The sequence below is a fragment of the Kordia antarctica genome (assembly GCF_009901525.1).
Classification (GTDB): Bacteria; Bacteroidota; Bacteroidia; order Flavobacteriales; family Flavobacteriaceae; genus Kordia; species Kordia antarctica.
Map to the genome: position 1 here is coordinate 213,017 of NZ_CP019288.1, position 15,374 is coordinate 228,390.

Genomic DNA, 15,374 nt, shown 5'->3' on the forward strand with positions numbered 1-15,374 from the left:
GTTTAAAAGTTTGATACGTAAGGGATAAACGTAAAAATCATTTCTAAAGAGTAACGAAAACAATTTAGTGTCATAAAATAATGAGTAATCTGTTTTATAACAGTATTTTTAAAGGGTAGAAAATAACCTTAACCCAAAAATTACCCACATGAAACAACTTTTACTCTGGCTATTTTTAGCCGTAAGCATTACTGCGTATGCGCAGGTCCCTTCGTATTATAATGATGTAAATTTATCGCAATCGGGAACAGATTTAAAAGATGATCTGGCAACTAAAATCATCTCAACACACACAACCTATTTATCGTATACGCCAGGCGTTTGGAACGCTTTGGAACAATCGGACGTAGATCCGAATAACAATTCAGATGTTATTTTAATTTACGGACATAATGACACTGATGGAAATTTTAAAACAGACAGAACACGCGATAAATACCAGCATGGTGGAAGCGTTGGCGATTGGAACAGAGAACACGTTTTTGCAAAATCATTAGCAGATCCGGCGTTAGGAACTTCAGGTGCTGGCGCAGATGCTCATAACTTGCGTCCGTGCGATATGCAACAAAATTCGTCACGTAACAACCGAAAGTTTGGAACAGGAAGCGGAGTTGCGTACATAGTTCCTAGTGGCGATTGGTATCCTGGAGACGAATGGAAAGGTGATACAGCTCGTATGATTATGTTTATGTACTTGCGTTACGGAAACCGTTGTTTGCCAACATTTGTCGGAACAGGAAGTTCGGTAAGTAGTGATAATAACATGATTGATTTGTTTTTACAATGGAATGTTGACGATCCAGTTTCTGCGTTTGAAACACAACGTAATGGTGTTATAGCAAACATTCAAGGAAATAGAAATCCTTTTGTAGACAATCCTGCGTTTGCAACTCAAATTTGGGGCGGACCACAAGCCGAAGATAAGTTTGGAAATGGCGGAAGTGACACGCAAGCTCCAACAGTTCCACAAAGTTTAGTAGCATCTAACACGACAACTTCAGCAACGACTTTAAATTGGGCTTTTTCAACAGATAATACAGCAGTAACATCTTATGAGATATTTCAAAATAGTGTATTCATTGGGAACACAGCTAATACAACATATAATGTATCGGGACTTTCAGAAAACACAAGTTATACATTTACAGTCACGGCTAAAGATGCCGCAGGAAATACATCGAGTGCTAGTTCAGGAGTAACCATTACGACAACAACTGGCGGAGGAAATCCTGGTGGAAGTACGGACGATTTATTCTTTTCAGAATACATTGAAGGTTCATCAAACAATAAAGCATTAGAAATTGCAAACTTTACCGGAAGCAGTGTCAATTTATCGATTTATACGATCAAAAAACAAACAAATGGCGCAGGAAGTTGGTCATCAGCGTATGCGTTATCAGGAAATTTAAATGATGGAAATGTATATGTAATTGCGAATAGTTCAGCGAATTCAACCATCCAAAATCAAGCTGACGTAACTACAGGAGGCGCGGTTGCGACTTTTAATGGAAATGATCCTGTCGGATTGTTCAAAAATAATGTGCTCATTGATATTATCGGAACGTTCAATGGTGGAAGTTCTAATTTTGCTCAGAATGTTACGTTAGTGCGAAAATCGAGTGTTACAAGTCCAAACACAAATTATGCAGTTGCGGAATGGGATTCGTTTGCAACTGACACTTTTTCAAACTTAGGAACACATTCTGTAGATGGAGGAAGTTCAGGAACAGCAGGAAGCACAACTGTTTTGCATGAAGGATTCTTTGAATCTGGCTTAGACGGTTGGGTTGATGGTGGAAGCGATTGCTACCGATATTCAGGAAGCAATTCATACGAAGGAAATTATTCTATACGTCTTCGTGATAATTCAGGAACAAAATCTTCAATGACATTAAACGATGTAGATGTTTCTCCGTATGATGAGGTAGAAGTTGAATTCTATTTCTATTCATACAGTATGGAAACGGGAGAAGATTTTTGGTTGCGTTATTACAATGGTTCTAGCTGGCAAACAGTTCGTACGTATGTAAGTGGAACCGATTTCCAAAATAATAACTTCTTTAGCTCAAAAGTAACCTTAAGCAAATCAAGTTATAATTTTGTAAGCGATGCGAAGTTTAGATTCCAAGCAGATGCTTCGGCAAATGCGGATCAAATCTATATAGATCAGGTTACGATTACTGGTATTGTGAACGCTTCCGCGAGAATGAACTCGGAGCCAACAAAATCAGATATCATAGTACACTCAGCTTTTTCTGAAGAAGATGGTTTATTTGTAGACGAAGATTTTACGGTATATCCGAATCCTGTTAGAAGTCAATTGCAAGTAAAAATCTTTGCAGATGCAACGGCTGAATATCAAATTCATTCGTTACTTGGACAAGTTGTAAAAGTTGGAACGTTAACAAACAAAACGATTAATGTAGCAAACCTAAAAGCTGGAATCTACATATTACAGATCAACGATGGCGATGAAATTTTAACTAAGAAATTCATCAAACAGTAAATCATCAGCATACATTTAAGAATAAGAAAGCCTTGCAATTTGCAGGGCTTTTTTGATTACAATCGCAATTAAAAACACTGGATAATTTTGATTTTAGTAGAGATTCTTATAGTTTTAGCAGGAACTAAACTTTAATGATATACTCAAAGATTGGTATAAGAAATATAACGGAAACTACTTTTATATATGTTGACATCAATATAAACAAACCGAATGGAAAACGAATTTAAACGAGTAATGTCAGAACGATCTGATGAAGAATTAATAAAAATAGTAACTATTGAAAGAAATGGTTACAATCCAATCGCAATTGAGGCGGCTGAATTGTAAATTAATAAACGAAATATTGACGCTAATAATTTTGAAAGAATAAAAGAAAAAGCAACTATTGAAAAAGAACAAGAATTAAAAGTAGCCACTAATGTAGTTGGTTCAGGAATTAGATTTGTGAATTTTATAATTGACTCTATAGCTTGGTTATTTTCAGTATTTGTAATCAGTTTTGTAATAGGTTTTTTTGTTCAACTAAATGACCAACGAATGTTAACTATTATTAATTTCATTGTGATTATCGGAACATTTATTGCCTACTATGCGATTATGGAAATCAAATTTCAAAAAACTATTGGGAAATTTGTGACTAAAACAAAAGTTGTAAAAATCAATGGAGAAAAACCTGAAAATAGAGATATTATTTATCGCAGTTTTTACCGATTAATCCCATTTGACCGAATTTCATTTCTGTTTACAAAAAATGGAATTCATGATCTTTTATCACAAACAAAAGTTATAAAAGACTCAGTGGAATAAAAAATACAAATAGAATACATATAGAACTTCTAAAAGGAACTTTTTTCTTTTTGAAGAATTAGAACTTAGTCATACAAATGTTAATTAACATATCTAACGTCAACATTAACAAAGCTATAACAAACACACTGTATTTGAAGACTTATCTTGTTAAAATAAACTTAACTGACTAACACCAAATTATATGAAATCAAAAATTACACACGTTGCTAGTGTTGCTGTTTTTATGTGCTTCCTCTTCACTTCAACAGCATTTGCACAGATAAATACGCCGCGCGGAAGTCAAAAAGCTACAGTTTCTCAAACGGTTGGAATTACAAATATCAGCGTAACATATTCAAGACCTAGCGTTCGCGGGCGTGAAATTTGGGGAAAATTGGTTCCTTACGGAATGAACAATTTCGGATTCGGAACTGCAAAGGAATCTCCTTGGCGCGCTGGCGCTGATGAAAACACAGTAATTACATTCTCTAACGATGTAAAAATTGAAGGAAAGCCAATCAAAGCAGGAACGTACGGATTACACATGGAAGTCAAAGAAAATGGGAGCGTAACGCTTATTTTTTCAAACAACAGTACTTCTTGGGGAAGTTACTTTTATGAGCCATCGGAAGATGCTTTGCGCGTAGAAGTTCAATCAAAAGAAATTCCAACTAAAGAATTATTAACCTTTGATTTTATTGAGGTAAAGCCGAATAGTACAACATTGGCATTACAATGGGAAAAGAAAGAAATTCCGTTTGCCATTGAAGTAGATGTTACAACTATTGTATTGGCTAATATTCGCAAAACAATGCAAGATCAACTAGGATTCAATCGTCAAACTTGGGAAGATGCGGCAGCATTTTCACTTAATAATGGTGGCGATTTAGACGAAGCATTAGCGTGGATTAATAATGCAATTGCAGGACAATTTTATAGCCAACAAACATTTGCCAATACACAAATAAAAGCGGCTATATTAATGAAGCAAGGTAAAAATGATGAAGCTTTAGCAGCAATAGATCAAGCATTACCATTGGCAACTGTTATTGAAATTCATCAATATGGACGTCAATTATTAGCACAAAAGATGAACGACAGAGCAATGGAAATCTTCACCTATAATGCAAAAAAACACAAAGGAACTTGGCCTGTACATTACGGAATGGCAAGAGCATATTCTGCAAAAGGAGATTTCAAACCTGCAATAAAACATCTTAAAAAAGCATTAGAAAATGCGCCAAATGCCGCAAGTAAAAGTAGAGTACAAGCTAATTTGGACAAATTGAAAAAAGGAGAAGCTATTTAAAAATATTAAAGAAAAATTGCTGTATGAATGAGAAACTATCGCAGTCATTCATCACAAAAAAAGCGTTTATTTCATAATAGACGCTTTTCTTATATTTGCAAGCATAAATTTTAATTTTTACTACCAATTCATTTACAAAATCGTTCATATTATGAAAAAAATAGCATGTATATTTTTACTGTTTTTTATCGCTAAACTATCTAGTCAAAACATAAGTTTAGATACCACTTTCGGAACCGATGGTTTTCAAGATTCATTGTCAAATGGTAACTTTTTAAATAGTGCTATTTTGTTACCTGACGGAAAAATTTTAATATCAGGAACACTAAATGCAAGCACTGAATTTTTTATAGCGAAATACAATGTTGACGGTTCTCCAGATACTTCATTTGGAACGAATGGTTTCATCATAACGAATTCTATCAGCAATCAAAAAGAAACTATTTATGGAATGGATGTGCAATCAGATGGTAAAATTATTGTCGTTGGACAATCTGATATAAATCCTTCATTATCTGGGTTTTATTATCATGCTTTATTAGCTCGTTTTAATGCAGATGGAAGTACAGATACTACATTTGGAACGAATGGATATGTAAAAACAGAATTAGGTTCAGATGACGATTATTTAAGCGATATTCAAATTACTGCAACAGGCGATATATACGTTGTTGGTTACAGCAAAGAAACTGCCACAGGTTATAGCACGGCAAAAATTGCAAAATATGATGCTTTAGGAAACTTAGATACAGCTTTTGCAACCAATGGAATTCAAACAGTTTCATTGGCAAAAGGAGTAAATCTTAACGAAATTTCTGTGCAAAATGATGGCACACTATTCTTGTCAGGTTCATCAATTGACCTAAATGATAATAAAGATACTTTGCTTGTAAAGCTTGACGTTACGGGTAATTTTGATGCTTCTTTTGGTACAAACGGAATGCAGTTAACAGATATTGGTTATACAAACGAATACATAACAGATTTTGTACTTCATAACAATAAGATTTTAGCAACAGGAACTGTTTCTGGAACAAGCTTTTTGCCTCATACCATATTGATGCGTTTTAATTTAGATGGAACTTTGGATACAACTTTCAGTATTGACGGATTTCATATAGAAACTCCAGATGCTTCTAATTATAGCACGAGTTTTGGTAAAAAAATAAGTGTATTACCTGATGGAACTATTTTAGCTTCTGGTCATGCAATTGGAAATAATAATTACGATTTATTTTTAATCGCTTTTAATGATGATGGAACGCGCGTCACCAATTTTGGAACTAACGGACAATATTTACATCAAGTTAGCGCTCGACAAGATTATTCGAGCGATTTATTAATTCAGCCAGATGGAAAAATAATTGTCACAGGCGCGTACTCTTCCACAAGTACGAATAAAAGAAATATGTTAATTCGTTTCAAAGATGCCTATGTTTTAAGCAATGCTGAATTTGAATTAGAAGACACGGTTGTAATGTATCCAAATCCAACAGCAAATACACTTCATATCAAAACGAATACATCAATTGAAAAAATTATAATTCATACCCTTTCTGGTCAATTAGTAAAAGAAATAATTAGTTCTGAAAATACAGTTGCTATTGATTTCTTAGCATCTGGAACGTATATTATTAAAGTCATTTCTTCACAAGGAACGATTGTTTCTAAATTTATAAAATTGTAAAAAGTTGTGAAGCATCTAACAGAAAATTTTAATTTAAAAGTTAAAAGTTAAAAGTTAAAAGTTAAAAGTTAAAAGTTAAAAGAGTTGAAAGATTTATCTAATGTGTAAATAATTCACATACCAAAATCCCAAGAGCGAAGCCGTTTCTAAAAGCGAAGCGTGTCTAAGAGCAAAGCGATACCAAAGGCAAAGCCGTATCTAAAAGCGAAGCGAGTCCAAGAGCAAAGCGATTCCAAACTACACATGCTGATCTATCAAAATAACATTCCCATCAGGATCTGTAATCGAAAAACTTGCTGGACCTTTTGTAGTTTCGTCTGCTTCAGTAGAAAAAGCAACATTTTCGCCTTTTAATTTCTTTTGAATATCTCTTACATCAGTAAATGATTCCAATGGCTGTGCATCTTGATTCCAACCTGGATTAAATGTCAACAAATTGCCTTCAAACATACCTTGAAACAATCCAATAATAGTTTCGCCATTTTTCATAATCAACCAGTTTTGATCAATTTCTCCATGAAAAACAGTAAAACCTAAATTCTCATAAAAAGCTTTCGAAACGTGAATATCTTTCACAGCAAGACTCACAGAAAATGCACCTAATTTCATAATGTTGTGTGTTGGTTAAAATGAATTGATTAAAGTTACATAATTTTATTGAAATGCGATTTGACTTTGCTTAATGTGATGTTTGTTTATTCGTTTGTGTGTTTGTTTGTTGGAACGTCATTCCGAACTTGATTCGGAATCTCATAAGAATTGATACATACTGTTATGTGAAGCTGAATCAAGTTCAGCTTGACGAATGTCTACTATATCTAAAATTTGATGATCTAAGCAAGTCTAATAATCTAAAAGTGAATCGCATCTAACAGATTCCCGCCTACGCGGAAACAAGTCTAACTCCAAAGTTTCTAAAGTCTAACTTTTTGATAGATGATTTAAAAGCTATCAACTTATTTACAAAAGAAAATGTTGATTTGCAAATTATTTCTTGAAATCAAAAAACAATGTCGATAAACAACCTTGAATAATTGAATTTTTAAATTCTTGAATTGAGCGAAGCGAGTCTAACTAATATAATTCCAAATATTCTTATGTTTCACCAATTGCGCAAACGTATACCGAACTGCTTTATGTGCTTCTAATCTCAAACTCGGATCAGCTTTTAAAATTTGCATCGCGTAATAACGAGCCGTTTTCAGAATGTCGTTGTCTTTTACAATATCTGCTATTTTTAGGTTTAACACACCACTTTGTTGCGTTCCCATAATATTTCCTGGTCCGCGAAGTTTCAAATCGACTTCTGCAATTTCAAATCCATCACTGGTACGAACCATCGTTTCTAAACGTGTTTTTCCGTCTGCACTTAATTTGTGACTCGTCATGAGAATACAAAAACTCTGTTCTGCGCCACGACCAACTCGACCGCGTAATTGATGCAATTGTGACAATCCAAAACGTTCGGCACTTTCCACAATCATTACGGAAGCGTTTGGAACATTTACACCAACTTCAATTACAGTAGTTGCCACCATAATTTGGGTTTCACCTTTGATAAAACGATTCATTTCAAAATCTTTATCCGCAGGTTTCATCTTTCCGTGTACAATGGAAATTTGATATTCTGGCATTGGAAATTCTCGTGAAATGCTTTCATAACCGTCCATCAAATCCTTATAGTCCAACTGTTCCGATTCTTGAATCAGCGGATAAACTATATAAATTTGTCTACCTTTTTTTATTTCATCTCGAATAAATTTAAACACTTTCAACCGATTGCTATCATAGCGATGCACGGTTTTAATCGCTTTTCTGCCAGGCGGCAATTCATCAATCACAGAAATATCCAAATCGCCATACAAACTCATCGCTAATGTTCGCGGAATCGGCGTTGCGGTCATAACCAAAATATGCGGCGGAAACGTATTTTTATGCCACAATTTTGAACGTTGTTCTACACCAAACCGATGTTGCTCATCAATAATTGCCAATCCAAGATTTTTGAACTTGACTTTATCTTCTAAAACGGCGTGTGTTCCAATGAGAATGTGCAACGAACCATCTTCTAACATTTCGTGAATGATGCGCCTATCTTTCTTTTTAACCGAACCTGTCAAGAGTTTCACTTGTAAACCTAGCGGTTCTACTAACTCCATAATTCCATTATAATGCTGTGTGGATAAAATTTCCGTTGGTGCCATGATACATGCCTGAAAATCGTTGTCAATCGCTAATAACATTGACATCAGCGCGACAATTGTTTTTCCCGAACCAACATCACCTTGCAAAAGCCGATTCATTTGTGCATTGCTGCCTAAATCGTTTCGAATTTCTTTAATTACTCGTTTTTGCGCGTTTGTTAAGTCGAATGGCAAATGATTCGCATAAAAATCATTAAATTTTTCGCCAACTTGATCAAACGGAAAACCTTTTATTTTACTTTTATGGATGAGGTTTTTAGTGATGAGTTGTATTTGAATGTAAAATAGTTCTTCAAATTTCAAACGATATTGCGCTTTCGCCAATAATTCTTGACTTTTCGGAAAGTGAATGTTGAATAATGCTTCACTTTTTGAAATCAATTTGAGTTCCTCCAAAATAGAAGGCGGCAAGGTTTCATAAAATTGCGTGCGCGATTCCGTAAACAATTGCTGCATCAACTTATTGACAACTCTATTCGTAATGCCTTTATTGCTGAGTTTTTCCGTTGATGGATATACAGGTTGCATCGCAGTTCGCAAGCTTTGTTCGTGTTCTTGCAATAATTCCATTTCTGGATGTGGCAAAGAAAATAAACCGTTATACCAATTCGTTTTGCCGAAAATCACGTATGGCGTATTCAGTTTTATGCTATCTTTTATCCATTTGTGACCGCGAAACCAGATGAGTTCCATTTCGCCAGTTCCATCAGTGAAAGTTGCAACCAAACGCTTTCCACGTTGCTGTTGCACCATTTTGATATGCGTAATTTTCCCCACAACTTGTACTTCAGAAGAATTTCGTTGCAACTCCGCAATTTTAAAATAGCGTGTTTTGTCAATATACCGATTGGGAAATAGGTTGATAAAATCCTGATATGTATGTATTCCCAGTTCTTTACGAAGCAAATCGGCACGGTTTGGACCAACGCCTTTGAGGTAATCTATGGGAGTTTGTAATACATTTTGATTCATCAATTCAAAAATAGGTTTTTTGATTGAAAAATTAAATGATTGAAGGATTGAATGGTTGAAAAACTTTCTTCTGTCATTCCTGCGTAGGCAGGAATCTATTTAGTGATGAAAAACTAAAGCCAATCGTAATGCATTTAGTAATCTATAAAAGAAGCCACGAATGCACGAATGCTTTTTTAGTTTGTTTATCGGCACGAGTTGAAAAACTCGCGCTAGTTATCTATTGGAGTTTGTAATACATTTTGATTCATCAATTCAAAAGTAAGTTTTTGACGAAAGTTTCCCAAATAAAGTCAACTTTCTTTCGTCATGCTGAACTTGATTCAGCATCTATTTATTTTTTATCCAGAATTAAATGATTGAAGGATTGAATTATTGAAAAACTAAAAGCGTCACTTCGAGTGAATTTGTGAAACAAATTTGTATCGAGAAGTGCTTAGAAAACAAGATAGACTTTATAGTTGCGAGTTGTTATCGATACAACGAATCACAGATTCGCCACTCGAACTGACGGTTTATGCTTTGCTATAAATTCTCTTTTTCAGCTTTTCTCCAAAAGTAAATTGCAAAAAGAGTGGTTACAATTGGAATCATAAAACCATATTCATCAATCCAAAATATAGTTTTATCATTAGAAATAGTTAATGGTGTACAAATTTTTTGAATGTAAATATTATGAATAGAATGATACACCGCGGCTGGCCATAAACTATTGGATTTAAAGGTGTAATAGGCTAAGATTACAGATATTCCAATGATCATAATTGTAAATGCACTCATGTGAAGTATCAAATTTTCACTTCTTCCATACATTAAATTTATTATCGGATAATGCCAAATAGCCCAAATTAGTCCGCTTACAATAGCGAGTGCTTTGAACGGCATTACTTTTCTTAATTCGAATATTAAAAAGCCGCGCCATCCAATTTCTTCTCCCAAAGTAGAACCTAAATTTTTGATTACACCAACAGTTAATAACAGAAAAACCATTACTATGATAACGAGTGCTTTATTAGAACTTTCAATGCCTAATTCATTACTCCATTCGATAAGTTGTTCGGTATTGATAAACTGACCAAAACCAAGGAGCCAAATTAATAGGTATGCAATTGAAACATATAGAATAGGAGTGAAGTAGGAGCGTTTTAAATAGCTGAGTTCTTTTAAACTCCAAGGTAAACTAGCAATCGGTCTTTTCTTAATTTTTAAAGTAATGAAAGCTGCTAAAGCAGGAGATATCATTAAAGCTCCAACGTAAATACTGGTTGGGTTTAATTTTAAAATCACATAATATGCTACTAAACTTAAAGCTGTGAGTAGTATTAAAAATAAAATGATAGTATTCCAAGCTTCTTTAATTTCCGATACAGATTTTGACATGTTCTTCTTTGGTTGGTTGTAAAGAAGACGAAATTAAGCTGGTTTTGTTACATTTTGATCGATTTGAAGGTAATTTAGGGGAGTTTGTAATACATTTTGATTGAAAAATTAAAGGATTGAATAACTGAAAGCGTCGCTTCAAGTGGTTTTTCGGAATGAAATGGAGAAAAATTGTACTTCGGTAAACTCAGCAGAACTATTGAGAAGTTGCCACGAATGTTTTTAGTTTGTTTATCGACACGAGTTAAAAAACTCGCGCTAGCATTAGGAACTTAACGATCAACAGATTACTTCACTCTCGCTCGTAATGACACAATCTAACGATCTAAGCAAGTCCAAAAATCTAACAATCTATTTTCAATCAACTTTCTCGTTCCGCATTATTTTAACAATACGATTAATGACAATTTCCGATAAATTCCATTCGTAGCCATTAAAATCAGTAGTGTTTATAAATTGAACAACAACCGTGTCAATGTCTTTGTGATATTCCGCAAGACTTTGATAACCAGGAACCAAACCGCCATGTTCGTATACATAAATAGAAGCGTATATTTCCTGTTCGCCTTCATCTAACACAGAACCATCGTTTAATGCTCTTAAAAATATACCTACATCTTCTGCGGTAGCTAGCATTCCGTTTTCATTTGTTTTTAAATCGGCGTCAATTCCAACATAATAACCACTCATTACATCGTCGATATTGACTTCATTTAGTGAAAAGAATGTATTTTTTAGTCCGAGCGGAATCAAAATTTCTTCTTTTATATATTGTTGATGACTGTAACCAACTACTTTCTTAATGATTTTACGCAGTAATAAATAATTCGTATTTGAATATTCATAACCTTCATCTGGTTCAAAACTTGCAGGTAAGTCGAGTGCAAAATCCAGTGCCTTTTTTCCGTTTTCTTGTTCGTTTTCCCAAAATTTAGGATTACTGGTAAAATTAGGAATTCCACTTCGATGTTGAACCATTAATTTTAGTGTGATTTTTTCTGCATTTTCAATGCTGCCAACAAGTTCTGGAAAGTAATCGGCGAGTGTTTCATCTAACGATAAGCGTTTGTCATTGACCAATTTAGCAATAGAAACAGCAACATATAATTTGCTAATGCTCGCAATTTTAAATAACGATTTTGGATCGGCAGGTATTTTGTTTTCACGATTTTTCCAACCGCCTGTATAAAATGCTGGCGGTTTTCCGGCTTCATCAACATACACAATCATTCCGTCAAATCCATGTCCAATTGCTTCATCTACCTGTTCTTGAACCGTATTTGGTAGTGGTAATATCCAAGCTTTTACTAAAATCCATGGTACAAACCACAAAGAAGCGATGCTTGCACTAATGAATAGTATTTTGAGAATTCGTTTTGTTAATTTTTTTTTCATGCTATAATCGAAATAAAGTTCTCAATTAGATGGCTTCATAATAATTTCACTAAGAATCAAATTTGCTTTTTGAGCAATTTTCGAAGAACTTTCAATCGTATGATCGCCGTGTAAATCCATAAAATCTTCAGGCATTGAATCCGTTGGATAAGCCAAACTTCCAAAAATATTTCGTTCCTCAAGATAACCATCTTTCCAATCAATAGCTCCAGCATAATCCCATTCTAAACCAAAAAATCCAAAAGGTTGCTTGTTTAAAGTTTCAAGCGTTTTCATATCGGTACCAATAGTAATGCCTTCTTTTGTTTTCCAATCCGTCTGTTTTCCAGCTAATCTAATGTATTGAAGTTTATTATAATGGATTGAATCATCTTCCCACACAAACTCAACTTGGTTTTTAGAATCAGGAAATAATACTGTAGTTGCATATTCGCCCATTCCTTCAGGATAATAGCCAACGGATCTTTTCACATGTTCTCCATAAACTTTTTTTAAAGCTACTTCAGAATCATATGATAACAAGCTATCTAGCGGATATTCTATTTTAGAAACATCTTTCGTTTCAACTTTTGTTTCTTTTGAAGCTTCTTTTTTTGTTCCATTAGAACAACTATTCAATAGAAATATGATAAGTAAAGCTTGAAGTATTTTTTTCATAAGTGATTTTTATGCTTGATAAAACTATCACAAAGATACTATATAAAAAAGATGGTTTCCGTAATGACTGAAAAATCTGAGCAAATCCAACACTTCGACTCCGCTCAGTGTAAAACGATCTAAGCAGTCCAAAATCAATTAAACCAAACTGCATACCGTTTTCTTCGCAATTCTAACGCAAGTATTTTTTCCATCTTCAACGCTTGCAATCGTGTAGTGAATGCGTCAATATGATTGTACAAACTCGGACGCAAGTACAATCCGTATTTTTCAACAATATTGGACGATAATTTGTGTCCTTTTTGGTTTCGATAGCCTGTTTTATGTTGCAAAAAACGTTCTTTCGGTGTTTTGCTAGTCATGCCAACATACAAACATTCCAATACGCCATTAAACTGCGGATTCGCCAAACGAAATTTTGTATTTTCCGTAAACACTCGTTTAGACAACTCTACAACGTACACACGATATTCTATTCTTGGCATGGATTTTCGGGATCAATGATTTTAATTAATGTGGATTCTTAAAAATACAAAAAAATATAAAAGGTAGTTGAGAAACATCGAAGCTAATAATTTCGTTTTTTTAATTTTACTAGAAACTAGAAACTAGAAACTAGAAACTAGAAACTAGAAACTAGAAACTAGAAACTACGAAAACAGCTAATGAAAAACCCGATACAGTTAAGTTTCCAAAAGAACAAGTAGTATCTTCAATTTTTAAACAAACAAACAAACAAACAACAAACAAACAACAAACAAACAACAAGCAACAAACAAACAAACAAACAAAATCAACAATAAAAACAACCAATGAAAGCATCAGACCTATTTATAAAAGCATTAGAAAATGAAGGCGTAGAATATATATTTGGACTTCCAGGCGAGGAAAACTTAGATATGTTAGACTCCATTCGTAAATCTGACAAAATAAATTTCGTACTCACACGACACGAACAAGGCGCAGGATTTATGGCAGCAACGTACGGAAGACTCACAGGAAAAGCTGGAGTTTGTATGTCAACATTAGGTCCTGGCGCAACAAATATGGTTACGCCAGCCGCGTATGCACAACTTGGCGCGATGCCGCTTGTCATTATATCTGGTCAAAAACCGATTAACAGAAGTAAACAGGGAAACTTTCAAATCATTGATGTGGTGGAAATGATGAAACCGCTGACTAAATATACAAAACAAATTACCAACGGCGATCAAGTTTCTTCTATCATACGTGAAGCATTTCGACGCGCACAAGAAGAACGTCCAGGAGCTGTACATATTGAATTTCCAGAAGATGTTGCACAAGAAATAGTAGAATCACCACGAATTTTTGATGTAGTAGATGCTAAAATGCCACACGCAGAAACAAATGCTATTGAAAATGCAGCAAAAATGATTGAAGCCGCAAAAATGCCTTTATTATTAATTGGCGCTGGCGCGAATAGAAAACGGGCAAGTAACTCGTTAGCCGAATTTGTAGATACGATCGGAATTCCGTTTTTCAATACGCAAATGGGCAAAGGAATCATCGACGAACGTCATCCGTTGTATCTAGGAACAGCTGCATTATCTGATAATGATTTTATTCATGAAGCGATTAAAAGTGCGGACTTAATTATTAATGTTGGACACGATACAATCGAGAAACCACCTTTTTTCATGCATCCAGAAGACGAACGAAAAGTGATTCACGTAAATTTCTTTCCGGCTGAAATTGATGAAGTTTATTTTCCGCAGCTAAATGTAATAGGCGACATCGCGACAAGCATTCAACAATTGACAAAAGCATTGAAACCGATTGCGAAATCGTGGAATACGGATTTCTTCATGAAAATAAAAAAGAACGTTTCAGAACATTTGGCAAAATATGAAGCCGATGATCGTTTTCCAATATTGCCACAACGTACAGTCAAAATTGTTCGCGATATATTACCAGATGACGGAATTGTGACACTTGACAATGGAATTTATAAAATATGGTTTGCCCGAAATTATCCTGCGTATGTACCAAATGGTTTATTACTAGACAATGCACTTGCCACGATGAGCGCAGGTTTGCCGTCTGCCATGATGGTGAGCGAATTGTATCCAGATAAAAAAGTAATTTCCATTAATGGCGATGGTGGATTTATGATGAATTCGCAAGAATTAGAAACCGCCGTACGACTCAATCTAAATTTAGTTGTGATTATTTTGAATGATAACGCATACGGAATGATTCAATGGAAGCAAGAAAAAGAAGAATTGGAAAAATACAGTCTCGATTTTGGAAATCCTGATTTTGTAAAATATGCAGAAAGTTTTGGTGCTTCAGGCTATCGTCCAGAATCAGTAGAAGATTTTAAATACGATTTGGAAACTTCTCTAAATTCAGATGGAGTACACGTGATTGATTTAGCTGTAGATTACTCTCTAAATCATAAAATATTAAATGTATTACTCAAAGAATATTCAGAAAACATAAAAAAATAAA

At 34.4% G+C, this 15,374-nt stretch carries 11 protein-coding genes; 5 read left to right on the forward strand and 6 right to left on the reverse strand.

Annotated features, from left to right (window positions below; translation table 11 throughout):
- Positions 1-148 precede the first annotated feature (148 nt).
- From IMCC3317_RS01000 to IMCC3317_RS01015, 4 genes are all read left to right on the forward strand, one after another.
- Positions 149-2,506, forward strand: a complete 2,358-nt coding sequence (locus IMCC3317_RS01000; protein WP_160127648.1) for an endonuclease — start codon at positions 149-151, stop codon at positions 2,504-2,506.
- A 447-nt stretch (positions 2,507-2,953) separates the two neighbouring features.
- Positions 2,954-3,316: an RDD family protein gene (locus tag IMCC3317_RS23625; RefSeq protein WP_228054901.1), complete on the forward strand. Its 363-nt coding sequence runs from the start codon at positions 2,954-2,956 to the stop codon at positions 3,314-3,316.
- A 184-nt stretch (positions 3,317-3,500) separates the two neighbouring features.
- The gene (locus tag IMCC3317_RS01010; protein ID WP_160127649.1) at positions 3,501-4,607 is read left to right on the forward strand and encodes a DUF2911 domain-containing protein; all 1,107 of its coding nucleotides are present in this window, start codon (positions 3,501-3,503) and stop codon (positions 4,605-4,607) included.
- 151 nt (positions 4,608-4,758) lie between these two features.
- Complete coding sequence (locus IMCC3317_RS01015; RefSeq protein WP_160127650.1) at positions 4,759-6,294, forward strand: T9SS type A sorting domain-containing protein; 1,536 nt, start codon at positions 4,759-4,761, stop codon at positions 6,292-6,294.
- Positions 6,295-6,531: 237 nt separating this feature from the next.
- On the opposite strand, the gene IMCC3317_RS01020 is transcribed toward IMCC3317_RS01015, so the two are convergent.
- The 6 genes from IMCC3317_RS01020 to IMCC3317_RS01045 form a co-directional block, all read right to left on the reverse strand.
- Positions 6,532-6,903: a VOC family protein gene (locus IMCC3317_RS01020; protein ID WP_160127651.1), complete on the reverse strand. Its 372-nt coding sequence runs from the start codon at positions 6,901-6,903 to the stop codon at positions 6,532-6,534.
- A gap of 461 nt (positions 6,904-7,364) precedes the next feature.
- Positions 7,365-9,470, reverse strand: coding sequence for an ATP-dependent DNA helicase RecG (gene recG, locus IMCC3317_RS01025; protein WP_160127652.1), 2,106 nt, complete (start codon positions 9,468-9,470; stop codon positions 7,365-7,367).
- A 525-nt stretch (positions 9,471-9,995) separates the two neighbouring features.
- On the reverse strand, positions 9,996-10,850 hold the full coding sequence (locus IMCC3317_RS01030) for a CPBP family intramembrane glutamic endopeptidase (protein WP_160127653.1): 855 nt from the start codon (positions 10,848-10,850) through the stop codon (positions 9,996-9,998).
- A gap of 357 nt (positions 10,851-11,207) precedes the next feature.
- Entirely contained in the window at positions 11,208-12,245 is a 1,038-nt protein-coding gene (locus tag IMCC3317_RS01035; protein ID WP_160127654.1) for a serine hydrolase domain-containing protein, read from the reverse strand.
- A gap of 21 nt (positions 12,246-12,266) precedes the next feature.
- Positions 12,267-12,902 carry a hypothetical protein gene (locus IMCC3317_RS01040; protein WP_160127655.1) on the reverse strand — a complete coding sequence of 212 codons (636 nt, stop codon included), beginning with the start codon at positions 12,900-12,902 and terminating at the stop codon, positions 12,267-12,269.
- 134 nt (positions 12,903-13,036) lie between these two features.
- Positions 13,037-13,387 carry a ribose-5-phosphate isomerase gene (locus tag IMCC3317_RS01045; RefSeq protein ID WP_160127656.1) on the reverse strand — a complete coding sequence of 117 codons (351 nt, stop codon included), beginning with the start codon at positions 13,385-13,387 and terminating at the stop codon, positions 13,037-13,039.
- 327 nt (positions 13,388-13,714) lie between these two features.
- Between IMCC3317_RS01045 and IMCC3317_RS01050 the strand changes: the two genes are divergently transcribed.
- Complete coding sequence (locus IMCC3317_RS01050) at positions 13,715-15,373, forward strand: acetolactate synthase large subunit (protein WP_160127657.1); 1,659 nt, start codon at positions 13,715-13,717, stop codon at positions 15,371-15,373.
- The last annotated feature ends 1 nt before the right edge of the window (position 15,374 follow it).